The sequence below is a fragment of the Pseudomonas sp. GW821-FHT07E12 genome (assembly GCF_058986605.1).
Genome location: NZ_JBYSVX010000014.1, coordinates 42,497 through 67,706 on the forward strand (window position 1 = coordinate 42,497; position 25,210 = coordinate 67,706).

Annotated in this window: 21 protein-coding genes and 2 tRNA genes; 8 read left to right on the forward strand and 15 right to left on the reverse strand. The window is 66.6% G+C overall.

The annotated features are described in order from the left end of the window. Positions 1-7: 7 nt before the first annotated feature. Together AC3WJE_RS10095 and AC3WJE_RS10100 are read left to right on the forward strand one after the other, a co-directional pair. Positions 8-1,579 carry a DHA2 family efflux MFS transporter permease subunit gene (locus AC3WJE_RS10095; protein ID WP_493730662.1) on the forward strand — a complete coding sequence of 524 codons (1,572 nt, stop codon included), beginning with the start codon at positions 8-10 and terminating at the stop codon, positions 1,577-1,579. 1 nt (position 1,580) lies between these two features. Further along, positions 1,581-2,075: a GNAT family N-acetyltransferase gene (locus AC3WJE_RS10100; protein WP_493730663.1), complete on the forward strand. Its 495-nt coding sequence runs from the start codon at positions 1,581-1,583 to the stop codon at positions 2,073-2,075. Positions 2,076-2,203: 128 nt separating this feature from the next. Here the strand turns inward: AC3WJE_RS10100 and AC3WJE_RS10105 are convergent, their stop codons facing one another. Both AC3WJE_RS10105 and AC3WJE_RS10110 read right to left on the reverse strand, forming a co-directional pair. Then, positions 2,204-2,698: a lipocalin-like domain-containing protein gene (locus AC3WJE_RS10105; protein WP_493730664.1), complete on the reverse strand. Its 495-nt coding sequence runs from the start codon at positions 2,696-2,698 to the stop codon at positions 2,204-2,206. 240 nt (positions 2,699-2,938) lie between these two features. After that, positions 2,939-3,025 (reverse strand) — tRNA-Leu (locus tag AC3WJE_RS10110). 153 nt (positions 3,026-3,178) lie between these two features. Between AC3WJE_RS10110 and AC3WJE_RS10115 the strand changes: the two genes are divergently transcribed. Continuing rightward, positions 3,179-4,669 (forward strand): GDSL-type esterase/lipase family protein, encoded by a 1,491-nt coding sequence (locus tag AC3WJE_RS10115; protein WP_493730665.1) that lies wholly within the window; start codon positions 3,179-3,181, stop codon positions 4,667-4,669. Here AC3WJE_RS10115 and AC3WJE_RS10120 read toward each other — a convergent pair. The 3 genes from AC3WJE_RS10120 to AC3WJE_RS10130 form a co-directional block, all read right to left on the reverse strand. Next, a complete protein-coding gene (locus AC3WJE_RS10120) occupies positions 4,653-5,684 on the reverse strand; it encodes a response regulator (RefSeq protein ID WP_493730666.1) in 1,032 nt (343 codons plus the stop codon). The genes AC3WJE_RS10115 and AC3WJE_RS10120 overlap by 17 nt on opposite strands. 13 nt (positions 5,685-5,697) lie before the next feature. After that, positions 5,698-8,616, reverse strand: coding sequence for an MHYT domain-containing protein (locus AC3WJE_RS10125; RefSeq protein ID WP_493730667.1), 2,919 nt, complete (start codon positions 8,614-8,616; stop codon positions 5,698-5,700). A gap of 266 nt (positions 8,617-8,882) precedes the next feature. Further along, positions 8,883-8,967, reverse strand: a tRNA-Leu gene (locus tag AC3WJE_RS10130). Between the two features lie 93 nt (positions 8,968-9,060). On the opposite strand from AC3WJE_RS10130, the gene rnr reads away from it, so the two are divergent. From rnr to rlmB, 3 genes are all read left to right on the forward strand, one after another. Continuing rightward, positions 9,061-11,553, forward strand: coding sequence for a ribonuclease R (rnr, locus tag AC3WJE_RS10135; RefSeq protein ID WP_493730668.1), 2,493 nt, complete (start codon positions 9,061-9,063; stop codon positions 11,551-11,553). Positions 11,554-11,582: 29 nt separating this feature from the next. Next, positions 11,583-12,047, forward strand: coding sequence for a GFA family protein (locus tag AC3WJE_RS10140; RefSeq protein ID WP_493730669.1), 465 nt, complete (start codon positions 11,583-11,585; stop codon positions 12,045-12,047). A gap of 205 nt (positions 12,048-12,252) precedes the next feature. Further along, positions 12,253-12,999: a 23S rRNA (guanosine(2251)-2'-O)-methyltransferase RlmB gene (gene rlmB / locus AC3WJE_RS10145; RefSeq protein ID WP_493730670.1), complete on the forward strand. Its 747-nt coding sequence runs from the start codon at positions 12,253-12,255 to the stop codon at positions 12,997-12,999. 230 nt (positions 13,000-13,229) lie between these two features. Here rlmB and AC3WJE_RS10150 read toward each other — a convergent pair whose 3' ends face one another. The 3 genes from AC3WJE_RS10150 to AC3WJE_RS10160 are packed head-to-tail and all read right to left on the reverse strand — an operon-like array spanning position 13,230 to position 17,867. Continuing rightward, the gene (locus AC3WJE_RS10150) at positions 13,230-14,651 is read right to left on the reverse strand and encodes an efflux transporter outer membrane subunit (protein ID WP_493730671.1); all 1,422 of its coding nucleotides are present in this window, start codon (positions 14,649-14,651) and stop codon (positions 13,230-13,232) included. Beyond that, a complete protein-coding gene (locus tag AC3WJE_RS10155; protein WP_493730672.1) occupies positions 14,648-16,603 on the reverse strand; it encodes a MacB family efflux pump subunit in 1,956 nt (651 codons plus the stop codon). The genes AC3WJE_RS10150 and AC3WJE_RS10155 overlap by 4 nt, the downstream gene beginning before the upstream one ends. Before the next feature lie 10 nt (positions 16,604-16,613). Further along, on the reverse strand, positions 16,614-17,867 hold the full coding sequence (locus AC3WJE_RS10160; RefSeq protein WP_493730673.1) for an efflux RND transporter periplasmic adaptor subunit: 1,254 nt from the start codon (positions 17,865-17,867) through the stop codon (positions 16,614-16,616). A 200-nt stretch (positions 17,868-18,067) separates the two neighbouring features. Between AC3WJE_RS10160 and AC3WJE_RS10165 the strand changes: the two genes are divergently transcribed. After that, on the forward strand, positions 18,068-18,796 hold the full coding sequence (locus tag AC3WJE_RS10165; protein WP_493730674.1) for a response regulator: 729 nt from the start codon (positions 18,068-18,070) through the stop codon (positions 18,794-18,796). Then, complete coding sequence (locus AC3WJE_RS10170) at positions 18,793-20,202, forward strand: ATP-binding protein (RefSeq protein ID WP_493730675.1); 1,410 nt, start codon at positions 18,793-18,795, stop codon at positions 20,200-20,202. The genes AC3WJE_RS10165 and AC3WJE_RS10170 overlap by 4 nt, the downstream gene beginning before the upstream one ends. A 64-nt stretch (positions 20,203-20,266) precedes the next feature. Here the strand turns inward: AC3WJE_RS10170 and rnt are convergent, their stop codons facing one another. The 7 genes from rnt to pstB all read right to left on the reverse strand — a co-directional run bounded on the left by rnt (position 20,267) and on the right by pstB (position 25,174). Further along, positions 20,267-20,908 carry a ribonuclease T gene (gene rnt, locus AC3WJE_RS10175; RefSeq protein ID WP_493730676.1) on the reverse strand — a complete coding sequence of 214 codons (642 nt, stop codon included), beginning with the start codon at positions 20,906-20,908 and terminating at the stop codon, positions 20,267-20,269. A 111-nt stretch (positions 20,909-21,019) separates the two neighbouring features. Continuing rightward, the gene (locus AC3WJE_RS10180; protein ID WP_493730677.1) at positions 21,020-21,769 is read right to left on the reverse strand and encodes an HvfC family RiPP maturation protein; all 750 of its coding nucleotides are present in this window, start codon (positions 21,767-21,769) and stop codon (positions 21,020-21,022) included. Next, the gene (locus AC3WJE_RS10185; protein WP_493730678.1) at positions 21,762-22,616 is read right to left on the reverse strand and encodes an HvfB family MNIO-type RiPP peptide maturase; all 855 of its coding nucleotides are present in this window, start codon (positions 22,614-22,616) and stop codon (positions 21,762-21,764) included. The genes AC3WJE_RS10180 and AC3WJE_RS10185 overlap by 8 nt, the downstream gene beginning before the upstream one ends. Positions 22,617-22,629: 13 nt before the next feature. Beyond that, positions 22,630-22,965 carry an HvfA family oxazolone/thioamide-modified RiPP metallophore gene (locus tag AC3WJE_RS10190; protein ID WP_493730679.1) on the reverse strand — a complete coding sequence of 112 codons (336 nt, stop codon included), beginning with the start codon at positions 22,963-22,965 and terminating at the stop codon, positions 22,630-22,632. A gap of 127 nt (positions 22,966-23,092) precedes the next feature. After that, a complete protein-coding gene (locus tag AC3WJE_RS10195; RefSeq protein ID WP_493730680.1) occupies positions 23,093-23,410 on the reverse strand; it encodes an RcnB family protein in 318 nt (105 codons plus the stop codon). 134 nt (positions 23,411-23,544) lie between these two features. Then, entirely contained in the window at positions 23,545-24,255 is a 711-nt protein-coding gene (gene phoU / locus AC3WJE_RS10200) for a phosphate signaling complex protein PhoU (protein WP_493730681.1), read from the reverse strand. Between the two features lie 115 nt (positions 24,256-24,370). Beyond that, positions 24,371-25,174 carry a phosphate ABC transporter ATP-binding protein PstB gene (gene pstB, locus AC3WJE_RS10205; RefSeq protein ID WP_493730717.1) on the reverse strand — a complete coding sequence of 268 codons (804 nt, stop codon included), beginning with the start codon at positions 25,172-25,174 and terminating at the stop codon, positions 24,371-24,373. Between the last annotated feature and the right edge of the window lie 36 nt (positions 25,175-25,210).

A 25,210-nucleotide genomic window follows, 5' to 3' on the forward strand; every position in this document is an offset into this window, starting at 1 on the left:
CAACAGCATGTCCTCCCAAGCTCCCGCAGCGCCGGCGGCACCGGCGCCTGCCGCCGGTTTCAAACCGGCCAGCGTGGCGTTGTGCACGGTCGGCCTGGCGATGGCGTCGTTCATGCAGGTGCTGGACACGACCATCGCCAACGTCTCGCTGCCGACCATCGCCGGCAACCTCGGCGCCAGTTCGCAGCAGGCGACCTGGGTCATCACCTCGTTCGCGGTCAGCAATGCGATCGCGCTGCCGCTGACCGGCTGGCTCAGCCGCCGTTTCGGCGAGACCAAGCTGTTCATCTGGTCGACGCTGGCCTTCACCATCGCCTCGCTGCTGTGCGGTCTGGCGCAGAGCATGGGCATGCTGGTGGTCTCGCGCGCACTGCAGGGTTTCGTGTGCGGGCCGATGTACCCGATCACCCAGAGCCTGCTGGTGTCGATCTATCCGCGCGAGAAACGCGGGCAGGCACTCGCATTGCTGGCGATGATCACCGTGGTCGCGCCGATCGCGGGGCCGATCCTCGGTGGCTGGATCACCGACAACTACAGTTGGGAATGGATCTTCCTGATCAACGTTCCGCTGGGCATCATCGCCAGCACGATTGTCGGGGCGCAGTTGCGCAATCGGCCCGAGCCGATCGAGCGGCCGAAGATGGACTACATGGGCCTGATCCTGCTGGTGGTCGGCGTCGGCTCGCTGCAGGTCGTGCTCGACCTCGGCAACGATGAGGACTGGTTCAATTCCGGCAAGATCGTCGTGTTGAGCTGTGTTGCCGCGGTGGCGCTGGTGGTGTTCGTGATCTGGGAACTGACCGACAAGGATCCGATCGTCGATCTGCGCCTGTTCCGGCATCGCAACTTCCGCGCTGGCACGATGGCGCTGATCGTGGCTTACGCTGCGTTCTTCAGCGTCAGCCTGCTGATCCCGCAGTGGTTGCAGCGCGACATGGGCTATACCGCGATCTGGGCCGGCATGGCGACCGCGCCGATCGGCATCCTGCCGGTGTTGCTGACACCGTTCGTCGGCAAGTATGCGTTGCGCTTCGACCTGCGCATGGTGGCTTCGATCGCCTTCGTGTTCCTGTCGTTCACCAGCTTCTACCGTTCCAATTTCAATCTGCAGGTGGATTTCAACCACATCGCGACGATCCAGTTGATCATGGGTGTCGGCGTGGCGCTGTTCTTCATGCCGATGCTGCAGATCCTGTTGTCGGACCTGGATGGACGCGAGATCGCGGCGGGTTCGGGTCTGGCGACATTCCTGCGCACGCTGGGCGGCAGCTTCGCCGCTTCGCTGACCACCTATCTGTGGTCGCGCCGGACCGTGGAGCATCATGCCCAGTTGACCGAACACATCTCACCTTATGACCCGGGCATCGTCGATCAGGTCAGCGCGATGGGGCAGGGCGACCTGCAACGTGGGGCGGCGTTCCTCAACAACATGATCAACCACCAGGCCTCGCAGATGGGCTTCAACGACATCTTCTACATGCTGGGCTGGACGTTCCTGCTGATCATCGGGTTCCTGTGGCTGGCCAAGCCGCCGTTCGGCGCGGGTGCGGGAAGCGCGGCGTCGGCCGGAGGACATTGATGTGGGCGAGCGCACCAGGCTTTACCGGCCACAGGATCGCGATGCCTGCATCGGTTTGTTCGAAGGCAACGTGCCGGAATACTTCGATGAATCGGAGCGGCAGGATTTCCTGACGTTGCTGGATGGCTTCAAAGGCACCTATATGGTGATCGAGGACGTGGCCGCTGGCCACTTGCTGGCATGTGGTGGCTATGAGGCGGACAGGGAAGATCCGACCATCGCTCATCTGTGCTGGGGCATGGTGCGCCGTGATGCGCACCGGCGTGGCCTGGGCCGGCGCTTGTTGCAGGAGCGGTTGCGTCGCATTGCAGCGCAGCCGCGCTTTGCACGGGTGATGATCGAAACCACTCAGTACAGCCGTGCGTTCTTCGAACGCCACGGGTTTGTTGCAGGTTATGTCCGCGCCGATGGTTTTGCGCCGGGTTTCGATCTGGTGGAGATGGCTCTGGGCCTGCACAAGCTCCGGAACGCGATCGGTGTCCATCGAGTGGCGTAAGACTTTCACCGGCCCAGTGTGGGCATGGTGATGGGTTCGCCGCGATAAAAAACGCCGGTCAATAGACCGGCGTTCTTGCGATGCATGTTTGCTGGAATCGCGCGGGATCAAATTCGCCGCAACCGCGGTTACTTGTCGCGCTCGAAGCTGATGATCGAGCGCGTGGTGCCCGGCCAGTTCGGCATCTGCCGCCAGGGCGTCAGCACTTCCAGGCGATCGCCTTCGAGATGGAACTCACGACATTGCGTGGTGCCGACCCATTCGGGATTCCATGCCGCCTCGACGTCGGTGCACCACTGGTTGCCCTCGGTCCGCTCGGTCCCGGTATAGGCCACCAGGGTGTTGAGCAGGGCGGCCTTCTCGGCATCGCTTGCCCCGTTCTTTCTGCCTTCGCCGGTCAGCACGAAGGCCACCCGGTGATCGGCGGTGAAGATCACGCGCCCGCTCGGGTGTTCGCCCATGGCTGGAATCTTCTTCATCGTGTCCTTGGATTCGACCTGGTAGCTGGTCAGTCGCCATGAGCCGGTCAACGGCGACCCCTCCGCCTGTGCGGCGCCGGATACCGCCGTTGCCATCGCAAGTGCGGCAATGGCCGCCTTCGAGGACTTTTTCATCTTGATCATTCAGAGCTTCTCGATATTGGGTGATCCGTCCCCTGATCCATGGCGTTTCCGGAAACCTGGGGCGTGGCTATGTCGCGGGCAGTAGATTTGCCCGAGGCCGTGTGAATTTATGGGGAACGGTGCTCCACCGGGTGACGACACCGGGGATTTGTGACGGCAGCACGTTAAGAAAAGATGGGCTGGCCGGAACGTCGGGCATGAAAAAACCCGCTTGCGCGGGTCTGATCATTTTCTGAGTCGTGGTGCCCAGGAGAGGACTCGAACCTCCACGAAGTTGCCCCCGCTAGCACCTGAAGCTAGTGCGTCTACCAATTCCGCCACCTGGGCGACTCAGGAGGCGAATTTTGGCGTGCGTGGAACCTCATGTCAAGTCTTCATGTCGGCCCGGTATGGGTTCCTTGTCGAGCGCACACCGGCCTGTCCACAATCGCCGCTTCGTGTCGGAGGAGGGGTTCGATGATGCCGTGCTGGAAATGGGGAATGCGGGGTGCCCATGCGCTGGTCCTGGTGCTGCTGGCAGGGCTCGGTGTGGCGGGGAATGCGCTGGCCGCGGACGATCTGCCGGTGACGGCGCTGCCGGCGGATCGCCTCGGCGAGACCTGGTGGGCGCAGCGCCATCGCGACGTGCTCGAGCAGGTGCGTGCGCATCCGGACGCGCCGCTGTTGCTGATCGGCGATTCGATCACCCAGAACTACGAGAAGGCCAGCCCGCCCGACGAGGATTTTCTGTCGACCTGGCAGACGTTCTACGGTGCACGCGGCGCGCTCAACCTGGGCTTCAGCGGCGACGGCACGCAGCATGTGCTGTGGCGGCTCAACCACGGCGAGGTCGATGGGCTGCATCCCAAGGTCGCGGTGCTGCTGATCGGCACCAACAACACCGGATGGCTCAAGCAGAGCACCGAGCAGACCCAGCTCGGCATCGATGCGGTGGTGGCGACGCTGGAACAGAAGCTGCCGGACACCCACATCCTGCTGCTCGGGCTGCTGCCCAGTGATGTGTCGGCCGACAAGACCCGCGCCGATGCGGAGGTCAACCGCTACCTGGCCGAACGCTACGGTGACAACCCGCGCGTGAGCTATCTCGATATCGGCTCGATCTTCATGCGCGATGGCCGGCTCGATACCACGCGCTTCTACGACACGCGATTCAATCCGCCGGCAGGGGCGCTGCATCCGGACACGATCGGCCAGCGGATGATGGCCGAGGCGATCGAACCGACCCTGGCACGGCTGCTCGGTGGGCCGCCGCGCGTGCCGATGGCGCAGTTGGGTACATCGTTCAATACCGGGCTGATCCCGGTGCCATGGCTGGAGCAGGATTCGTATGACTGGTATGCGCGTCATCGCGGCGCGCTGGCGGCTGCGCGCGCGTCGAAGCCGCAGGTGGTGATGATCGGTGACTCGATCACCCATTTCTGGAGTGGAACGCCGCGTGGCGTGCGCGCGAGCGGGCCGGAATCGTGGCATTGGCTGTACGGCGCACGCCCGGTGCTCAACCTGGGCTTTGGCTGGGATCGCACCCAGAACGTGTTGTGGCGCATCCGTCAGGGCGAACTGGATGGGCTCGATCCACAGTGGGTGGTCATCAACATCGGCACCAACAATCTCGCCGGCACCGGGCAGGCGCGCACCACTACGCCGCAGGAAACCGCCGAAGGCGTGCAGGCGATCGTTACCCAGGTGCGCCAGCGGCTACCGAAGGCCAAGGTGGTGCTGATGGGCATCTTCCCGCGCGGACGTCATGCCGATGACGCGTTGCGTGCGCCTATCAGCGAGACCAACCGGCTGCTGGCCGCGCGTTACGCCCGTGATCCGGCTGTGCGCTGGCTGGATGTCGGGGCGCGCTTCGTGCAACCGGATGGCACCTTGCCCGAGGCGCTGTTCCCGGATACCACCCATCCCAACGAGGCCGGCTACCGCATCTGGGCGCAGGCCTTGCGCGAGGCGGGTATCACGTCATCGCCGTAGCGCGGGGAGCCGTCGTGACGACGGGGGTGCTCCAGTGTTCGCGGATCTGCAGGATGTCCGGCAGCAGGTCCAGGAACGCGGTGACCAGTTCCGGGTCGAAGTGGGCACCGCTTTCGCGCCGGATCAGTTCGATCGCCTGTTCGACCGACCAGGCCTGTTTGTACGGACGCACGCTGGTGAGTGCGTCGAACACGTCGGCCACCGCGATCACCCGCGCCACGTGCGGGATGTCCTCGCCGGCCAGGCCGTTCGGGTAGCCGCTGCCGTTCCATTTCTCGTGGTGATGGAGCGCAATGGTGGCGGCCATACGCAGCAGCCCGGACGGATGCTCGCCGATGATGCGTGCACCGATGGCGGTGTGCTTGCGCATCACCGCCCATTCGTCGGTGGTCAGCGGGCCGGGTTTCTGCAGGATCGAATCGGGGATGCCGATCTTGCCGATGTCGTGCATCGGCGCGGCGTGCAGCAGGTCCTCGGCGGCGGCCGGGCCATAACCTACCGCCAGTGCCAGCGCTTTTGCGTAGTGGCTCATGCGCACCACGTGCAGGCCGGTTTCGGCGTCCTTGTATTTGGCCGCCATGCCGAGGCGCTGCACGATCTGCAGGCGGGTCTCGCGCAGTTCGCGTGCCTGCACCAGCGACAGGTGCGTGCGCACGCGGGCCCTGACGATGCTGGGGTTGAAGGGCTTGCCGATGTAGTCGACCGCGCCCAGTTCCAGGCCGCGCTCCTCGTTGTCGGCCTCGGACAGCGCGGTGACGAAGATCACCGGGATCGTGGCGGTATGGGGATTCTGTTTGAGCTGCGCGCAGACCTCATAGCCGGAAGTGCCGGGCATCATGATGTCGAGCAGGATCAGGTCCGGCCGTTCGGCATGGACCAGTTCCAGCGCACGGCTGCCGTCCTTGGCGAACAGCAATCGGTAGTGATCCTGCAGGGTATGCCGCAGCACCTGCAGGTTGGCCGGCTCGTCGTCGACCAGCAGCAGGGTGGGGCGCGGGTCCTTCAGGGCGTGCATGCGTTACTCCGGATCATGGCTCGCGCGTGTCGAGCAGGTGCTGCAACAGGTGCTGGGCCTGGTCGAACTCGAAGCTTTCCACTGCGCTCCTGAGGGCGCGGCTGTGGAGTGCGTTGTCCTGTTCCAGGCCGGCGCAGATCGCGGCCAGCAGGGCGTCGTCGAGTTCGTTGCGGGCCAGGCGTACCTGCAGTTCGCGGATGGCGGCCGGCAGCGAGGCGGGTGCTTCGACTGCATCGGGGGTGATTGGCGGAGCAGGGCGGGCGCGCAGTTCGGTGGCGGCCTCGCTCAGCATCTTCCGTAGTTGCGCGATGCGTGGCAGTGCCTGCTCGCGTTGTTCCGAACGCGCCAGGGCTTCCAGTTCGCGGGCCAACGTGGCCACGCCAGGCAACGCCAGATTGCCTGCCGCGCCGTGGATGCCGTGCAGGCTGGCCAGCGTGGTATCCCAATCGATCTCGACCTGAGCGGGATCGGGAAGTGGATGGCGTGCATCGACCTCGGCGAGGAAGCGCTCCAGGGCGTTGCCCAGGCGTCGTTCGTTGCCCCACAGCGACGCACCGGCCCGCCAGTCGATCATGCTGGCAGGCAGGCTGGTCGTGGCGGTGGCGCTGGACGAAGCGGGCGCGGGCACATGCAGCACCTGGGCGATCTCGGACAGCAGCTTGGCGGCATCCAGCGGCTTGACCGCGAAGCCGTTCATGCCGGCCTTGTGCGCGGCGCGGCGATCCTCGGCCATGACGCTGGCGGTCAGCGCGATCACCGGCGTCGGCGGCCGGCCCTGGACCTGCTCGTAGCTGCGGATGCGGCGCGTGGCCTCCAGGCCGTCGGTGCCGGGCATGTGCACGTCCATCAGCACCACGTCGAAGCGACCGGCCATGTACTTGCGCAGGGCCTCCTGACCGTCGAGCGCGGTGGTTACCTGGTGTCCGCCTTGCTGCAGCAGCAATCGCACCAGTTCAAGGTTCTGCGGGACATCGTCGGCGACCAGTACGTGCAGGGCTGGCAGTGTCTGGATGGTGGTTTCCGGCTGGGCCACTTCCGGCATGCGGCCGACCGGCAGCGGCAGGCGCACGTGGAACGTGCTGCCGTGGCCGGGTTCGCTTTCGACCTCGATGCGGCCGTCCATCAGTTCGACCAGTTGGCGCGCGATCGTGGTGCCCAGGCCGGTGCCGCCGAAGCGGCGACTGATCGATGCATCAGCCTGGGTGAACGGAGCGAAGATCGAGGCGACCTGTTTGGCCGTCATGCCGATGCCGGTATCGCGTACCTGCACGTGCACCACGCCCTGTTCGTAGGCGAACGTGACCTCCACGCCGCCGCGCTCGGTGAACTTGATCGCGTTGCCGACCAGGTTGGTCAGCACCTGCAGCACGCGCAGCGGGTCGCCGCGGAAGTGCTCGGGCATCTGCTCCGGGTAATGCGTGGTCAGGCTCAGTTGTCTGCTCTGCGCGCTCAGCCGCAGCGAGGCTTCGATCTGCAGCGCCAGGCTCTTGAGCGAGAAGTCGATGCTTTCGAGTGCGACCCGGCCCTTTTCCATCTTGGTCGTGTCGAGGATGTCGTTGAGCAGCCCCAGCAGCGAGCGCGAGGACTGCCGCACGGTATTCAGATGGTTGCGCTGGAGCGGGCTCAGCTCGCCCTGCAACAGCAGCTCGGTGAAGCCGATGATCGAGTTCATCGGCGTGCGGATCTCATGACTCATGTTGGCCAGGAAGGTGCTCTTGGCCGCGGCGGCGCGCTCGGCGCGCTCGGCGGTCTCGCGCAGCGAGGCTTCCAGCGCATGGCGGTCGGTGATGTCGGTGACGAAGCCGACGAACAACTGTTCCTTCGGCAGGTCGACCCGACCGACCGCCAGTCGCATCGGCATCAGGCTGCCGTCCTTGCGCAGGCCCATGACCTCGCGCCCGGAGCCGATGATCTTCGGCACGCCCGAGGCCAGGTAGTTGCGCAGGTAGTCGTCGTGGCGCGAGCTGTCCGGCTCGGGCATCAGCATCTGGATGTTGCGGCCCTGCACCTCGGCGGCGCTCCAGCCGAACAGTCGCTCAGCCGAATGGCTGAATTCCTGGATCCGGCCGCGGCTGTCGATGGTGATGATGCCGTCCACCGCGGTGTCCAGGATCGAGCGCAGGCGCAGCTTGCCTTCCTCCATCTTGTGGTACAGCTCGCGGATGCGGATCAGGCCATTGACCGCCGAGACCAGCACGGTCGCGGTAACGGTGAAGGCCGACAATGCGATCGATGCGAACACGGCGTCGAACTGCGGGCCGCTCGCGGTGGCGTCCGGTGTACCGACGAAGCGCGCCGCCGCCATGCCGACGTAATGCATGGCGGCAATCGCCAGGCCCATGACCAGCCCGCTGATCAGCAACCGCGGCAGCGGCCCCAGCAGGGTCTGGCTCAGGCCGAAGCGCAGCCAGAGCGCGAGTGTGGACAGCGCCACCGCGACCACGATCGACAGCGCGAACGTGGCCGGGTCGTAGCGCAGCAGCGCACTCATCCGCATCGCCGCCATGCCGCTGTAGTGCATCGCGCCGATGCCCAGCCCGACCACCACGCCGCCGATCAGCAACTGGTAATGCGATGCGTGGGGACGCGAAAGCAGATGCAGCGCCAGCCAGGATGCGCCCAGGCTCGGCAGGATCGACAGCAGCGTCAGCGGAACCTGGTAATCGACCTGGGTGCACAGCTGGAATGCCAGCATGCCGACGAAGTGCATCGACCAGATGCCGCCGCCGAGTGCGACCGCGCCGGTCGCAACCGCGACGTGCTTATGCTTCGGCCGGTGTGACTTGCGCGCGATATGCGCCGTCTGCAACGCCATCGTCGCCGAGAACACCGACACGAACAGCGACAGCACGACCAGGCCGGGCGAGTACGTCCCTTGCAGGTAGGAGGCCGGGGACGAGGGGGCGATGAAGATGTTCCCCAGTCCGTTCATGCGGCACCCTTTTTCGTGCCGACGGCGAGCGCTTCCCAAGCGGGGGAAAAGGAGAAAAAGATCAAGAGAGCGTCGTGGCAAGAACAGAGAAAGGGGCGCCGACTATATCGGCTGTCCTGCCGAATCATTGAATGCAGGATGACGAAGCGCTCGGCAGTGGGCGCGTCCGCGGCTCGCGGCGGGTGTCACGGCGTCCTGCCGTTGTCGCCCCTCAAACGCAGAAAACCCCGCCAGAGCGGGGTTTTTCGGCTTGAAGCTTGAAGCCTTGGTGCCCAGGAGAGGACTCGAACCTCCACGGTTTTACCCGCTAGTACCTGAAACTAGTGCGTCTACCAATTCCGCCACCTGGGCAGGTGGGCCGCGAATTCTGGAGGTGAACGCGGGATCTGTCAATGCCTTCGGTATGAACGGTACGCATGCAGGCACGCGGGTACCATGGTGCCAATGAAGAACAAGACCCCAGGCACCGGCAAGGCGCCCCGCAAGCACGCGACGAAGCAGGCCGCGTCCCCGAAATCAGCTGGCAAGAAGGTCGCCAAGCGCGCATTGCCCGCGTGGATGCCGGAATCGCTCACCGGCGGTCCTGCCGGAAAACCGGCCAAGGGAGCGTCCGCTGCCGGCAAGCCGCGCGGCAACAGGCCGCCGGCCGCCGCCTCCGCGCCGCGCAAACCGGCAGGCGCGCCGCCGCCGGCCGGTGGTTTCCAGGATCCGCATGCCGCACGCGAGGCCGAGCGCTACGCCGAGCCGATCGCCAGCCGCGAGGCGATCCTGGAGTTGCTGGAAAGCTGCGAGGGGCCGCAGACCGCCGAGGAGATCGCCGCGCACCTGAGCTTGCAGGACCGCATCGATGTGTTGGGCCGCCGGCTCGGCGCGATGGTGCGTGACGGCCAGCTGGTGCAGAACCGGCGTGGCGGTTTCGCCCCGGTGCGGCACACCAGCCTGATTGCCGGCACGGTGATCGCCAATCCGGAGGGCTTCGGCTTCCTCAAGCCTGAAGAAGGCGGTGACGATCTGTTCCTGCCGCCGTTCGAGATGCGCAAGGTGATGCACGGCGACCGCGCGCTCGCCAACGTCACCGGCATCGATCGGCGCGGCCGCCGCGAGGGTTCGATCGCACGCGTGCTGGAGCGGCGCATGAGCCGGCTGATCGGCCGGTTCTTCTACGAGCTGGGCATCGCCTACGTCGAACCGGACGACAAGCGCGTGCAGCGCAACGTGCAGGTGCCGCCTGACGGCACCGGCGGCGCGAAGGAGGGGCAACTAGTGGTGTGCGAACTGGTCGCGCCGCCGGATGGCCGCCGCCCGCCGATCGGCAAGATCATCGCTGTGCTCGGCGACAAGCTGACCCCGTCGCTGATCGTCGAGACCGCCATCCACGGCCACAACCTGCCGTACGAATTCCCGCAGGAAGTGCTCAACGAGGCCGCGGCGGTGCCGTTGACGGTCGAGCCATCGATGCTCAGCCAGCGTGTGGACCTGCGGCAGATGCCGTTGGTGACCATCGATGGCGAGGACGCCAAGGATTTCGACGACGCGGTGTACTGCGAGCCGAACAAGGATGGGTTCCGCCTGGTGGTCGCGATCGCCGACGTGTCCAACTACGTGCGTCCCGGCACGCCGCTGGATGATGAGGCGCAGAAGCGTGCCACCTCGGTCTATTTCCCCGGTTTCGTGGTGCCTATGCTGCCGGAGACGCTGTCCAACGGCATCTGTTCGCTGATGCCCAAGGTCGACCGGATGTGCTTCGTCTGCGACATGCAGGTGGATCGGAAGGGCGAGGTGACCGGTTCGCGCTTCTACGAGGCGGTGATGAACTCGCATGCGCGCCTGACCTACACCCAGGTCTGGAAGGCGGTGGGCGAGGACGATGCCGAGGCCAAGTCGGTGATCGGGGCGCTGCTGCCGCAGGTGCAACACCTGCACCAGCTGTATCAAGTGCTGGCGAAGGCGCGTGCAGCGCGCGGCGCGATCGAGTTCGAATCCTCGGAAGTGCGCTTCGTGCTCGACAACCGTGGCGAGGTCACCCAGGCCGGGATGCTGGTGCGCAACGATGCGCACAAGCTGATCGAGGAATGCATGATCGCGGCCAACGTCGAGGCCGCGAAGTACCTGATCGGCGTGCACATCCCGGCGCCGTATCGTGACCATGCGCGGCCGCCGGAGCACAAGTTCGAGGACCTGCTGGAATTTCTCAAGGAGTTCAAGCTGAGCCTGCCGCCGTGGAGCAAGGTCAAGCCCGGCGACTACACCAAGCTGCTGAAGAAGGTGCGCGAGCGCCCGGATGCGGCGCTGCTGGAATCGGTGCTGCTGCGCAGCCAGAGCCTGGCGGTGTACTCGCCGGACAACAGCGGCCACTTCGGCCTGGCGCTGGAGGCGTACGCGCACTTCACCTCGCCGATCCGCCGTTATCCAGATTTGCTGGTGCATCGCGCGATCAAGTACGGCCTGACCGGCGGTCGCGCGGACAAGTACCTGTACACACCGCGCGAGATGGCGGCGCTGGCCTTGCAGTGCTCCGAGCGCGAGCGTCGCGCCGACGAGGCCGAGCGCGAGGTCGACGAGCGTTACCGCGCGGCGTGGATGGAGAAGCATGTAGGCGGCCAGTTCGATGGCGTGATCAGCGGCGTGACCAGCTTTGGGCTATTCGTCGAGCTGGAAGGTTCCAAGGTCAACGGCTTGGTCCACGTCACCCAGTTGCCGCAGGACTATTACCACTTCGACCCGATCCGCAAGACGCTGAGTGGCGAGCGCCGTGGCGTCGAGTACCGCTTGGGCGACCGCGTGCGCGTGCTGGTGCTCAAGGCCAGCATGGAGGAGCGCAAGATCGACTTCCGGCTGGTGGAACGGCTGGATGGCGAGGGCGCGGTGGTGAGCGATGTGCCGCCGCCACTGCCGCCGCGTGGTCAACCGGCCAAGCGCCCGAAGAAAAAGTATTGAGGCTCGGGAATGGATGACAGGCCCTAGGCATGGCTGACGAGTACAGCGGCGGTTGTCAGTGCGGCGCGGTGCGTTTCCACGTGCGCGGCACGCTCGCTGATGCCTCGATCTGCCATTGCCGGATGTGCCAGAAGGCGTTCGGCGCCTACTACGCGCCGCTGGTGTCGGTGCGTGGCGCCGAGTTCACCTGGACGCGCGGGGAGCCGAAACGCTTCGCCTCGTCCAACCTGGTCCAGCGCGGTTTCTGCGCCGAGTGCGGCACGCCGCTGACCTACGAGGCGCCGGACGGGATGGCGATCGCCGCGGGGGCGTTCGATGAACCGGCGCGGTTGCCGCCGACGCTCCAATATGGGCTGGAAGGCAAGCTGCCGTTCGTCGATGCGCTGCATGGGCTGCCGGGCACCCGTACCGAGGAGGACGTTGGGGCGCTGGAGTTTCTGGCGCAGATCGTGTCCCACCAGCATCCCGATCACGACACCGGGCGCTGGCCCTGACCTGGCTGCGTAGGAGCGGCTTCAGCCGCGCTATCGCATGAAGCAATGCTGCCGTCGAGAGTAGTTTGTGGGAGGGACTTCAGTCCCGACGGGCATTGCTGGAGAAGGCGTCGGGACTGAAGTCCCTCCCACAGAAGGCCGGTGCTGGCCGCAGCGACCGTCAGCGCCTACCATTTCCACCCCACCTTTTCCGGCGTTTCGCGCAATGAGCAAGAACAACCAGTGGATCGTCGGCGTCAACGCCGTCGCTTCCTCGATCGAGAACGACGCCGATAACGTCCGCGAGGTCCTGGTCGAGGCCGGCAGCAAGAATCCGCGCCTGACCGAGATCGAGGAGAACGCGCGCCGCAAGGGCATCGACGTGCGCCGGGTCAACACGCAGGCGCTGGACGGCGTCGGCGGCGGGGTGCGCCACCAGGGCGTGGCGGCGCGCTATGCCGCGGCGCAGACCTGGAACGAGAACGAGCTGGAAGGGCTGGTCGAGGCCGCCGGAGGCAAGGCGCTGCTGCTGGTGCTCGACGGCGTGCAGGACCCGCACAACCTCGGTGCCTGCCTGCGCAGTGCGGCTGCGGCTGGCGTCACCGCGGTGGTCATTCCGAAGGACAAGTCGGCCACGGTCAATGCGACTGTGCGCAAGACCTCGGCCGGTGCCGCCGATCGCATTCCGGTGGTGGCAGTGACCAACCTGGCACGCTGCCTGCGCGACCTGCAGAAGCTGGGCGTGTGGATCTATGGTCTGGCGGGCGAGGCGGACGGTTCGCTGTACGCGCTGGACCTGCGCGGCAACGTCGCGCTGGTGCTGGGCGGTGAGGCCGATGGCCTGCGTCGGCTGACCCGCGAGCATTGCGACCAACTGGTACGCATCCCGATGCCGGGCGAGATCGAGAGCCTGAATGTGTCGGTGGCTGCGGGTGTGACGTTGTTCGAAGCGGTGCGGCAGCGGTTGGGGTGAGTTGGGGAGGGGGATGGCTCGGTCCGTCATCCCCGCGCAGGCGGGGATCCATGGACGTACCCACGATGCCGGTTTGAACATGCGTGCTGTCGATTGGCGAAGCCATCCGTCCCGGAATCTGCCTCAGCTGGTCGAAAGTCCTTGGATCCCCGCTTTCGCGGGGATGACGAACTGAAGGAACGCCGGTAAGGCCCCAGCGCTTATCTGCTCCGATCCGCCCTGAAGTCGATCTACGACGAGGGGTTCGCGCTGCCCCCCAGCGCCTGATACAGCGTCACGTCATTGTCGAGCTGGTCGAGCCGGGCCTGCGCCAGTGACAGCTCGGATTCGCGCAGGGTCTGTTGCGCGTCCAGCCAGGTACGCAGGTCTGCGGCACCGGCGCGATAGCGCACTTCGTACATCCGTTCGATGTCACGCGCGGCCTGGTACGACTTGCGTGCCGATTCAACCTGCGCGCTGAGCTGTTCGCGTGCTGACAGTGCGTTGTCGACCTCGCCCAACGCGGTGTAGAGCGTGGTGCGGAACTGGGTCGCGGCAATCTCGTACTGGGTGCCGGCGATGTGGGTGTTGAGGCGTGCCTTGGCGATGTCCAGGAACGGCAGCGTCAGGCCGGCGCCGAGCGTGGCGACCGGGTTCTTGAGCACGTCCGACAACGCGGTGCTGCTGGAGCCGATCGAACCGGTCAGGCTCAGGGCGGGGTAGTAGCTGCGTGCGGTCGCCTTGATCTGCGCCAGCGACTCGCGCAGGCGCAGCTCGGCCGCGCGCAGGTCCGGGCGGCGTGCCAGCAGTTCGGCGGGTACGCCCGGCTCCAGTGCGGGGCTGGTGGCGGCATCCAGATCCTGCGGTTCGTCGGCTTGCGGCCAGGGGTGGCCGTCGAGCAGCACGGTGATCGCGTTGCGCACCTCCACGCGTTGCTGCAGCAACTGGCTCTGACTGGTGCGCTGGCTTTCCAGGTTCTGCTCGGCCTCGCGCATCTCCAGTCCAGAGACATGCCCGGCTCGGAACTGCACCTGCACCAGCTGCCGGGTCTTCTCCAGGCGCTGCAGGTTCTGTTCGCCGGCGGCGATGCTCTGGTTGAGATAGGCCAGCTGCCAGTAGTCGCTGCAGACTTCGCCGACCAGCGCCAGCGCGGTGTTCTCGCGGTCCTGATCGGTGGCCACCGCTTCCCAGCGGGCGACGTCGCGCTGGGCGCGCAGTTTGCCCCACAGGTCGATCTCCCAGCTCAGCGATGCGCTGGTGTTGTAGTCGCGAGTGAATGTGTCGTGGTAGTTGGTGGCGCGACTGGCAGAGCCACTGGCGCTACCACTGGCAGTCGGCCATAGGTCGGCTTCGGCCAGGCCGGCTTCCAGCCGCGCTTGACGCAGGGTCAGGCCGGCGGCGGCGAGATCGCTGTTGACGGCCAATGCCTGCTCGACCATGCGATCCAGGCGTGCATCGCCGAAGCCGCGCCACCAGGCATCGGCGGCAACGTCATGGGCGGGGTAGGTGGTCTGCAGCAGCAGCGTCTGATCGGGTGTGTTGCGCACGGCATCGCCACGGCCGTAGTCGGAGGCGACGGCGATCGGGTCGGCACGGTATTGGCCGGTGCTGACGCAGCCGGCCAACAGCACGGCGGCCAGCGCGGCGGAGAGGAGACGATGGGAAGGGTTCATTCGCGGGCCAGGGCGTCGACGGGATCGAGTTGGGCGGCATTGCGGGCCGGCAGGAAGCCGAAGATCACGCCGATCAGCGAGGAGCAGACGAAGGCGGCGACGATCGAGCCGGTCGAGAAGATCATGCTGAAGCTGCCGCCGGCGGCCTCGAACGCCCAGCCCAGCGCGAGCGCCAGCGCGACACCGAGCACGCCGCCGAACAAGCACACCAGCACGGCCTCGATCAGGAACTGCTGCATGATGTCGCTCTGGCGCGCGCCGACCGCCATGCGCACGCCGATCTCGCGGGTACGCTCGGTGACCGACACCAGCATGATGTTCATCACCCCGATGCCGCCGACCACCAGCGCGATCGCGGCGATCGCGCCGATCATCAAGGTCATCGTGCGGGTGGTCTTCTCGATCGTTTCGCGGATCTCGGCACTGTTGCTGAGGAAGAAATCCTCGCTGCCGTGACGCAGCTTGAGCAGGCGGGTGACCGCCTGCTCGGCCGCATCCATCGGCGTGTCGTCGGACACGCGCACGGTGATCGAAGAGACGTAGGTCTGGCCGAGCATGCGCGACATCGCGGTGGTGTAGGGCACCCAGATGCTCAGTGACGAGCTGCTGCCGAATCCGCTGGTCAGCTTCTTGATGACGCCGACGACCTTGACCGGCACGTTGCCCAGCAGGATCACCTTGCCGATCGGATCCTCGCGCTCGCCGAAGAACGCTTTGCGCGTGTTCTGGTCGATCACCGCGACCTGGGAGATGCCGTTGACGGCATCGTTGTCGAAGAACGCACCCTCGGCGATCTGCAGGCCCTTGACCCGGAAGTACTGTTCGCCGACGCCATTGGTGGTCGCGGTGGAGGACTTGTTCTGGTAGCGCGCGGTGACCGAGTCGGAGACATTCGGGGTGGCGCTGTCCACGAAGCTCTGCTGGGACAACGCGATCGCATCCTTGGCCTTGAGCGTCTGCACGCGGCCCGAACGCATGTCGCCGAAACCGCTGCCGGGATAGACCTCGATGGTGTTGGTACCCAGCGCGTTGATGTTGGACAGGATCTGCTGCTGCGAGCCGTTGCCGAGCGCGACCACCGACACCACCGAGGCGATGCCGATGATGATGCCGAGCATGGTCAGGAAGGTGCGCAGGCGATGCGCGTTCATCGCCAGCAGTGCCATCCGGAACGCTTCGACGAAGCGGTCGCGGATGCCTTGCCAGGCGCTGCCGCTGGCCGGGCGCTGACCATCGCGGCGACGCGCGCGGGTGGCGGCGACGTCAGGGTTCGCACGGTCGGCGATGACCGCGCCGTCGTGCAGTTCGATGATGCGCTGGGCGTGCCGCGCCACCGACATGTCGTGGGTGACGATGATGATGGTGTGGCCTTCGGCATGCAGCTCGCCGAGGATCGCCATCACTTCCTCGCCGGAGCGGCTGTCGAGCGCGCCGGTCGGCTCGTCGGCCAGGATCACCTGTCCGCCGTTCATCAGCGCACGCGCGATCGACACGCGCTGCTGCTGGCCGCCGGAGAGCTGGCCGGGTTTGTGGGTGGTGCGATCGGAGAGACCGAGCCGCGCCAACAGCTCGGCCGAGCGCGCGTTGCGCGCAGCGCCGGGCACGCCGGCATACACCGCCGGCACCTCGACGTTGCCGGTGGCCTGCAGGTCGCTGAGCAGGTGATAGCGCTGGAAGATGAAGCCGAAGTGCTCACGGCGCAGCTGCGCCAGTTCGTCCGGCGTCATCTGCCCGGTTTCGCGCCCGGCCACGCGGTAGCTGCCGGTGGTGGGGCGATCCAGGCAGCCGAGGATGTTCATCAGCGTCGATTTGCCCGAGCCGGACTGGCCGACGATGGCGACCATCTCGCCGACGTCGATGTCCAGATCGATGTCCCGCAGCACGACGAGGGTTTCATCGCCCGACGGGAACTCGCGGCGCAGATCGCGCAGTTGCAGCAGTGCTTCGCTCACGCCGGCCTCCTCACATCATCGGCGGCGGGCCGCCCGGGCCGCCGCCGGGGCCGCGACGCAGGCCCTGTTTCTCGCTGGCGGCAGCGCGGGTCGCGTCGGTGGCTTCGCCGACCACGACCTGCTCGCCTTCGGCCAGCCCGCTCTTCACTTCGGCGCTGGCGTTGTTGTCCAGGCCGACCGTGATCTTGCGCGGCTGCGGATGGCCGTCCTTGCCGACCACGCGCACCACGTACTGACCATCCGGCAGTTTCGGGCCGAGCGCGGCGGAGGGGATCGACAGTACGTTCCTGGCCTCGCCGAGCAGGATGCTGACCTGCGCGGTCATGTAGGTGCGCAGCTCGCCTTCCAGGTTGTCCACGTCGAACAGCCCGTAGTAGTAGATCGCCGTGCTCGACGAGGAACTGGACGAGCTGGACGAACTGCTGGAGGAGGTGCTGTCCTCGTTGGTGATCGACTCCGGCGCCGGCGCGATGCCACGCAGCGTGCTGGTGTAGCGCTTGTCGGGGTTGCCGAGGATGGTGAAGTAGACGTTCTGGCCGACCTTGGCCTTGATCACGTCGGCCTCGGAGATCTCGGCATAGACCGTCATCTTGTCCAGGCTGCCGAGCATCACGATGGTCGGCGCGCTCTGGCTGGCGTTCACCGTCTGGCCCTGCTTGGAGACGATCGCCAGCACGGTGCCGTCCATCGGCGCGGTGATCTTGGTGTAGCCCAGGTTGGTCTGCGCGGTGTCGACCGTGGTCTGCTGCTGGGCGATGGTGGCATCGAGCGCGACGATCTGCGCGCGGGTCGAGTCCAGGTTGGCCTGGGCGCTGTCGTAGTCGGCCTGCGAGGTGGCTTCGGCCGCGAGCATGGTCTTCTGGCGCTGGAATGCCAGTTCGTACTGACGCAGGCTCGCCACCTGCACCTGCCGGGTGGCGCGCGCGTTCTCGAGTGCCGCCTGCGCGTTCTTGAGCGTGTTGAGCTGGGTGCGCGAATCGATCTCGGCGATCAGGTCGCCGGCCTTGACGTGGTCGCCAAGCTGGACCTTCAACGATTCGATCCGTCCGGATACCTGCGCGCCGACGCTGACCAGTTGCGAGGGCTTGATGGTGCCGGTGGCCTCGACGGTCTTCTCGATCGTCGTGCGTGTCACCGGCGAGGTTGCCAGCGTCGGCGGCGCGGGCCGGCGCAGCCACATCATCAGGGCGGCGATCGCGACCAGCACGATCACGAAGGCGAGGACGACGCGGCCGCGTCGGGTGCTCGGCAGGCGGGGTTTCACGGGGTGTTGACTCGGCGATGCCGTGCTTGCGGCGTTGCGTTCAGTCTGGTGGCTGCCGGTGCGGCGTCTCAACGCACGGCGTGTATCGGCGTGTGTCCAATTCAGCGTGGAGGTGTCTGCAGGTATCGGCGAGCGGGGGCGACATCTTGCGTTGCATGCCGGGCCTGACACGGTGATCGGCTACGATGGATGATCGCGCCATGAGGGAAGAACACACCATGCACCGCCTGCTGATCGTCGACGACGATGCCGACATCCGCACGCTGTTGGCCGAGCAGCTCGGCCGCGCCGGCTATCTGGTCAGCATCGCCGCCGACGGCACCCAGATGCGCCAGATACTCGACCGCGAACACGTCGACCTGATCGTGCTCGATCTCAACCTGCCACGCGAGGACGGCCTCACCCTGTGCCGCGACCTGCGTGCGCGCTCGGTCACGCCGGTGATCATGCTGACCGCGCGTGCCGAGCCGATCGATCGCGTGCTCGGCCTGGAAATGGGCGCCGACGATTACCTGGCCAAACCGTTCGAGCCGCGCGAGCTGCTCGCGCGGATCCGCAATGTGCTGCGCCGGACCGAGGCGCTGCCGGCCAACCTGGAGCCGCTGGCGATCCGCCGTGCCGCCTTTGCCGGCTGGACCTTCGACCTGGAACATCGCCATCTGGTCGATCCGGCCGGGCGCGTGGTGGTGCTGTCCGGCGCCGAATTCCGTTTGCTGCGGGTGTTCGTCGGCCATGCCAACAAGGTGCTCTCGCGCGAGCAGCTGGTGGCGCTGAGCAGCGGCCGCCAGTACGAAGCGCAGGACCGCGCGATCGACCTGCAGGTCAGCCGCCTGCGCCAGAAGCTGGGCGAGGCCGGCGGTGCCGACGGGCTGATCAAGACCGTGCGCAACGAGGGCTACGTGCTGGCCGCACCGGTGACGCTGGGATGATCGCCGGGCTGCGGCGCTACCTGGCGTCGATGGCAGGGCGGCTGTTCCTGATCCTGCTGGCCGGCATGCTGGCGGCGGCGGTGGTGGCGACGCTGCTGGCCAATGCCAAGCGCCGACAGGACTTCGATCGTCAGAGCGTGGCGCGCGCTGCCGACCGGCTGCAGGATTTCGTGCAGTTGCTCGACGGCGCCAACGCCGAGTTGCGCGGGCGCCTGCTCGGCCTGGGCGGGCCGGGCGTGCGGCCGGCGTCGGCGCAGGCGGTCGGACGCGGCCACGACAGCGGCTTCTCGACAGTGCTGACCGCGCGCGGCGGCCTGCTGGCGCAGGCCACGGCCGAGCATGTCTCGCCGCGGGCCTGCATGCCGCGCATGCCGGATTTCATGCCGCGTCCGGAGTCGGACGAGGACCGCAGGCGTGCCCGTGGCGGCCGCGATCCTGCTTTCGCCCCACCGACCTGCCGGCTGGTGTCGCTGAAGCTCAGCGATGGCACGCCGCTGCGCCTGGTGCTGGATTCGCCGGCGGTGATACGCGAGAGCTTCGCGCCGGTCGACCCGATCTTCCTGTCGTTGCTGGCCGTCGCCATTGCGCTGCTGGCCTACGTGGTGTCACGCATGGCCAGCGCGCCGCTCAAGCGGCTGGCGGCGGCCGCCAATGCGCTGGGACGCGACCTGCAACGGGCACCGATGCCGGTGGGCGGGCCGACCGAAGTACGCAGCGCCGCGCTGGCTTTCAACGCGATGCAGAAGCGCCTGCAGCGCCATCTCGGCGAACGCACCCAGATGCTGGCGGCGATCACCCACGACCTGCAGACCCCGCTGACGCGGCTGCGGCTGCGGTTGGAGAACGTGGACGACGAGGCCTTGCGCGAACGGCTGATCGCCGATCTGGCAGCGATGCAGGCGCTGATCCGCGAAGGACTGGAACTGGCGCGCAGTGCCGAGACCGCCGAGCAGCGCGTCGCGCTGGACCTGGATTCGCTGCTGGAGAGCCTGATCGAGGATGCCGCCGAAGCCGGTGCGGATGCATGCTTCGAAGGCGGCGCCGGTGCGGTGCTGATGCTGCGGCCGCTGGCGATGCGGCGGTTGTTTTCGAACCTGATCGACAACGGCCTCAAGTACGGCCACTCGGTGCGGGTCGGCGCCACCCGCGATGGCACGCGGGTCACGGTGTGGGTCCGCGACACCGGGCCGGGGCTGCCCGAGGCATCGCTGGAAGAAGTGTTCGATCCGTTCGTGCGGCTGGAGACCTCGCGCTCGCGCGAGACCGGCGGCGCCGGCCTGGGGCTGACCATCGCCCGCACCCTGGCCGAGAAGGACGGCGCCAGTCTGGTGCTGCGCAACCTCGAAGGTGGCGGGCTGGAAGCGTTGGTGCAGTGGGCCGTGCCGGAATACGCGCCGCGGCATTAAAAGAGGGCTGAGTCAGGAACCGTCATTCCCGCTTTGGCGGGAATGACGAACGGGTGGGGTGACATCAACCCGCCGGCGGCGTCGGCCAGGCGTTGGCGATCTTGCAGAACAGCCGCGCGGTCTGCTCGGTGTCGTAGACCGCGCTGTGCGCGTCGGCCGAGTTCCAGTCCAGCCCGGCCGCCTGCGCCGCGCGTGCCAGTACGGTCTGGCCGTAGGCCACGCCGGCCAGCGTCACCGTGTCGAACACGCTGAACGGGTGGAACGGATTGCGCTTGTGTGCGGTGCGGGTGACCGCGGCATTGAGGAAGTTGAGGTCGAAGTGGGCGTTGTGGCCGACCAGGATCGCGCGCTGGCAGCCGTACTTCTTCACCGCCGCGCGCACCGGGGCGAACACGTGGTCCAGGGCAGCCTTCTCTTCCTTGGCGAACCGGAACGGGTGATCGAGCACGATGCCGGTGATTTCCAGCGACTTGGGATCGATATCGGTACCGGGCGCCGGAATCACATGCGCGCTGGCGGTCTGGCCCGGAAACAGCTGGCCGTTCTCGTCCATCTCGATCGGTACGCAGGCGATTTCCAGCAGGGCATGCCGGTTCCAGTCGAAGCCGCCGGTCTCCACGTCCACCACCACCGGCAGGTAGCCGCGGAAGCGTCGTGACATCGGGACAATGGACGGAGCGGGTGGGGTTTCGACGCTGTTGCTCATCGCGCTAGGGTAGCAGGTCGTCAAAACGGCCCGACGGCGATGCTGTGGCAGGAGCGGGTTCCGCCGCGAAGGGGCCGTACCGGTAAAGCTCCATCGCGGCTGAAGCCGCTCCTACGGTAAAGGCACGGCGGTACCCAGGATCGTGCCCTGCTCATGCAGACGCCGCAGCAACTGCGTGCCTTCGCGCAGGAAGGCATCGTGATCGGCCGGTCGGGCCTCGGCGGCCAGCCGCGCGAGGACCTCGCTACCGCAGGTATCGGCCTCACCGAGCAGGACGAGCAACCGGGCAGCCAGTGGCGACAGTTCGGCGAAGTGAACCCGCCCGGCATCACGTCGCGCCAGCAGCCAGGTCGGTGCGGAGGGTGGGGTGTCCGGCTGGAACTCCGGGCCGATCCGCTGCACCGGCCAGCGGTAACCGAGTACGCGGATGGACGGCGACAGCAGCGGGAGGCCGGCAAGCAGATCGCCATCGGGCAGATACGGCGGCGGCGCGTTGTCGTCGAGCTGCAGATCCAGCTCGATCCATTCGTAATGCGCCAGCTCAGGCAGCCATGGCGGTATCGAAACCGGATCGAGGCCGCTCAGGTAATCGATGAATTCCAGGCCGATCTCGGTGAACAGCGGCGAGCGTGCGCGGTGGTCGCGGGCAAAACCATCGACCAACCCGCGCCAGACGGCCTCGTCGAGCGTGCGATGGATCACCGGGAAGTTGCCGGCCAACAGCGTCTGCAGATTGTTCGCGTAGAGCTGGCGATAGACCTGCAGGCGCTGCGGATCGATACCGGACGGCGCCGGCGCGCCGGGCGGATCGCGCAGATGCGCGGCGAATGTGGCCAGGGTCTCGCGCAGGGTGTCAGGCATGTGTCGCGGCCTGGCGGGATGCGGCGTGCTGCAGGGTGCGTACCTGTTCCAGCTCGTCCAGCAACTGCGCCAGCGGCGGCAGGTTGAAATCCCGTTCCAGCAGGGTCGGATGCACGCCATGCCGTGCATAGGCATGTGCGAGCAGATCCCAGGTATCGGTGTGCACTGCGCGGCCATGGCTGTCGATCTTCAGGCCGGGCGCTTCGTCGTGATGACCGGCGACGTGATAGCTGGCGATGCGCGAGGACGGCATCGCGTCGATGAAGCCGCGTGCGTCATAGCCCTGGTTGATCGCATTGACGTGCACGTTGTTGACGTCGAGCAGCAGGTCGCAATCGGCCTCGCGCAGCACGGCGCATACGAATTCCGGCTCGGGCAGCCGGGTGTGGCCGGGCGAGGGCAGCTCGGTGTAGTAGGAGACGTTTTCCACCGCGATGCGCCGGCCGAGCACGTCCTGCACGTGGCGGATGCGTGCTGCCACGTGGCACACGGCTTCCTCGGTGAACGGCAGCGGCATCAGTTCGTAGAGCTGGCCCTCGTCGCTGCACCAGCTCAGGTGCTCGCTGTACAGCGCCACGCCGTGGCGATCCAGGAATGTGCGGGTGCGCTGCAGGAATTGCTCGTCGAGCGGCGCGAAGCCGCCGAGCGAGAGCGACAGGCCATGGCAGGTGAGGGAATGACGCGCCGCCAGCGTCTGCAACTGCTCGCCAGGCAAACCGCCGACGCCGATCCAGTTGTCGGGCGCGCATTCGAGAAAGTCGAAGGCGCCCACGGGCGCTTCCAGCAACGGGCCGATCAGACCGCGCCGCAGGCCAAGGCCTGCGGCGTCACTGGCCAGGGAAGGCATCGTCTGCCGTTGATCAGGCAGCGCCACCGCACTTGCCTTCGCCGCACTTGCCCTCGCTCATCTGCTTGTCGGCGGCACCGGATTTCTGGTCTTTCTTCGCATCCGGCTTGGTCTCGGCGCCGTGATGCTTGTCGGGTGCGGTCTTGGTCGTCGTGGCCGTCGGGGTCTGTGCCTGCATGCCGGACTGCGCGGCCCCGGTGGCCTGCGTGTCGTTCTGCTGCGGGGTTTCCTGCGCGGCGCCCAACGCATAGCCCTGTGCCAGTTCGTTCATCGCGAAGCCGGAACCGGCCAGCAGGCTGCCGCCTGCGAGGACCGCGCCCAGCGTGGCATGACGGATGTTGCGGTTCATGGTGTGCTCCCGTGGTGTGCGACGGATGGATGCGGGCCGCAGCTTACCGCGCCGGACGCGTGACCGGGTGCCTGAAAACACAGGCCCCGCGCTGGGCGGGGCCTGGCGTACTCCGGGCTACCGAAGATCAATGATGCGGAACGACCACGCTGGTGATCAGGCCGGTGGCCACGGCAATCAGGACGTAGCGATCGTCCACCTTGCGCCACTCATGACCCCTCGGCGGCCTCTTCAACCCGTGACGCTTGTAATCGGGGATGTGGTCGCCGCGCTGGCCTTCGGCCAGGCGCTCACCACGCTGCGGCGGACGGTGCTGATCCTGGCGGCCGTGGTCGCGGTCTTCGTGGTGGTCGCGGTCGCGATCCTGTGGCGGCATCTGCTGGGCGAACGCGCTGCCGCTCAGCAACAGGGATACGGCAAGCATCGATCCAATGACACGTTTCATCGTGGTTTCTCCAGGGCGGCGGACGGTATCCGCCGATGGGGCCACGCTAGGGTCGCCGGGCTGAACGCCCAATTAAACCGGCCGTTCCGCGCGGATCATTTCGTGTTGTTTTGTATCGATTCTTTACGCTGCTTTCACACGTTGATCGTGGTGCTGGTGTCGTCGCGCTTCTCGCGCGGCGGCAACGGCTGGTCGCCCTGCACCAGGAACCACACGTTCTCGGCGATGTTGGTGGCGTGGTCGCCGATGCGCTCCAGGTTCTTGGCCATGAACAGCAGGTGCGTGCACGGGGTGATGTTGCGCGGATCTTCCATCATGTAGGTCAGCAGTTCGCGGAACAGCGCGGTGTATTGCGCATCCAGGCGCGCGTCGGCAGCGCGTACCAGCATGGCCGCTTCGGCATCGTTGCTGCGGTAGGCCTGCAGTGCTTCACGCACCTGCTCGGCGGCCAGCTCACCCAGTGAACGCAGGCCTACGGTCTGCGGCAGCGGCGGCACGGCGTTGAGCGCGATCGAGCGCTTGGCGACGTTGGCGGCGTAGTCGCCGATGCGCTCGATGTCGGCCGGGATGCGCAACCCGACCAGGATCTCGCGCAGATCGCGTGCCATCGGCCCGCGCAGCGCCAGGCGCATCACGTCGTGGCTGATGGAATGCTCAAGCGCGTCGATCGCTTCGTCGTTGGCGATGATCCGGTGGGCGGCGTGGTCGTCGCGACGCTCGACCACATCGAGCGCGGCCTCCAGCTGTGCCACCGCCGTCTCGCCCATGCGGACGATCTCGGCGACCAGGCGGTGCTGCTCGTCGTCGTAGCTCTTGACGATGTGATCGTTGGGCAGATTGTTCATGGCGATGGGATTCGAGATTCGGGATTGGGGATTGGAAAAAGCAGATGAGATTCTGGGGTGGGGCAGGTGGTTCGCTTTTGCGAATCCCCAATCCCGAATCCCGAATCCCGGCGTTTCATCCGAAACGCCCGGTGATGTAATCCTCGGTCTGCTGCTTGGACGGCTGCGAGAAGATCGTTTCGGTGCGGTCGTGCTCGATCAGGTCGCCGAGGTACATGAAGGCGGTGTAGTCGGATACGCGCGCGGCCTGCTGCATGTTGTGGGTGACGATCGCGATCGTGTAGTCGTTCTTGAGCTCCTCGACCAGTTGCTCGATGCGGCTGGTGGAGATCGGGTCCAGGGCCGAGGTCGGTTCGTCCAGCAGCAGCACGTCCGGCCGCAGTGCCACCGCGCGGGCGATGCACAGGCGCTGCTGCTGGCCGCCGGACAGACCCAGCGCGCTCTGGCCCAGCTTGTCCTTGACCTCGTCCCACAACGCGCCCTGGCGCAGCGCATGCTCGACGCGGTCGGTCATGTCGGCCTTGGACAGGTTCTCGTGGTGGCGGATGCCGTAGGCGACGTTCTCGAAGATCGTCATCGGGAACGGCACCGGCTTCTGGAACACCATGCCGACCTTGCTGCGCAGGCGGTTCATCGGGTACTTCGGTGCAAGGATGTTCTCGCCATCCAGCAGCACCTCACCGCGCGCTTCCAGCTTCGGGTAGAGCGCGTAGATGCGGTTGAAGATGCGCAGCAGCGTGGACTTGCCGCAGCCGGAAGGGCCGATCAGCGCGGTCACGCGCTTCTCCGGGATCTCCAGGTGGATATCCTTCAGCGCGTGGAACTTGTCGTAGTAGAAATTCAACCCGCGTGCGGCCAGCTTGACCGGGGCCGGTGCCAGCGCCCTGTCGCCAGAAACCGGCACGGCGATGCGGTGCATGGGTACGGCGTTGTGGAGATCGTTCATGTCGGGTTT

What these genes read in the sequence shown, in the direction of transcription:
- AC3WJE_RS10095 (WP_493730662.1), top strand. Translation starts at nt 8, where the DNA reads ATGTCCTCCCAAGCTCCCGCAGCGCCGGCGGCACCGGCGCCTGCCGCC.
- AC3WJE_RS10105 (WP_493730664.1), bottom strand. Translation starts at nt 2,698, where the DNA reads ATGATCAAGATGAAAAAGTCCTCGAAGGCGGCCATTGCCGCACTTGCG.
- AC3WJE_RS10115 (WP_493730665.1), top strand. Translation starts at nt 3,179, where the DNA reads ATGCGGGGTGCCCATGCGCTGGTCCTGGTGCTGCTGGCAGGGCTCGGT.
- AC3WJE_RS10120 (WP_493730666.1), bottom strand. Translation starts at nt 5,684, where the DNA reads ATGCACGCCCTGAAGGACCCGCGCCCCACCCTGCTGCTGGTCGACGAC.
- AC3WJE_RS10125 (WP_493730667.1), bottom strand. Translation starts at nt 8,616, where the DNA reads ATGAACGGACTGGGGAACATCTTCATCGCCCCCTCGTCCCCGGCCTCC.
- rnr (WP_493730668.1), top strand. Translation starts at nt 9,061, where the DNA reads ATGAAGAACAAGACCCCAGGCACCGGCAAGGCGCCCCGCAAGCACGCG.
- AC3WJE_RS10140 (WP_493730669.1), top strand. Translation starts at nt 11,583, where the DNA reads ATGGCTGACGAGTACAGCGGCGGTTGTCAGTGCGGCGCGGTGCGTTTC.
- rlmB (WP_493730670.1), top strand. Translation starts at nt 12,253, where the DNA reads ATGAGCAAGAACAACCAGTGGATCGTCGGCGTCAACGCCGTCGCTTCC.
- AC3WJE_RS10150 (WP_493730671.1), bottom strand. Translation starts at nt 14,651, where the DNA reads ATGAACCCTTCCCATCGTCTCCTCTCCGCCGCGCTGGCCGCCGTGCTG.
- AC3WJE_RS10165 (WP_493730674.1), top strand. Translation starts at nt 18,068, where the DNA reads ATGAGGGAAGAACACACCATGCACCGCCTGCTGATCGTCGACGACGAT.
- AC3WJE_RS10170 (WP_493730675.1), top strand. Translation starts at nt 18,793, where the DNA reads ATGATCGCCGGGCTGCGGCGCTACCTGGCGTCGATGGCAGGGCGGCTG.
- rnt (WP_493730676.1), bottom strand. Translation starts at nt 20,908, where the DNA reads ATGAGCAACAGCGTCGAAACCCCACCCGCTCCGTCCATTGTCCCGATG.
- AC3WJE_RS10180 (WP_493730677.1), bottom strand. Translation starts at nt 21,769, where the DNA reads ATGCCTGACACCCTGCGCGAGACCCTGGCCACATTCGCCGCGCATCTG.
- AC3WJE_RS10185 (WP_493730678.1), bottom strand. Translation starts at nt 22,616, where the DNA reads ATGCCTTCCCTGGCCAGTGACGCCGCAGGCCTTGGCCTGCGGCGCGGT.
- AC3WJE_RS10190 (WP_493730679.1), bottom strand. Translation starts at nt 22,965, where the DNA reads ATGAACCGCAACATCCGTCATGCCACGCTGGGCGCGGTCCTCGCAGGC.
- AC3WJE_RS10195 (WP_493730680.1), bottom strand. Translation starts at nt 23,410, where the DNA reads ATGAAACGTGTCATTGGATCGATGCTTGCCGTATCCCTGTTGCTGAGC.
- phoU (WP_493730681.1), bottom strand. Translation starts at nt 24,255, where the DNA reads ATGAACAATCTGCCCAACGATCACATCGTCAAGAGCTACGACGACGAG.
- pstB (WP_493730717.1), bottom strand. Translation starts at nt 25,174, where the DNA reads ATGCACCGCATCGCCGTGCCGGTTTCTGGCGACAGGGCGCTGGCACCG.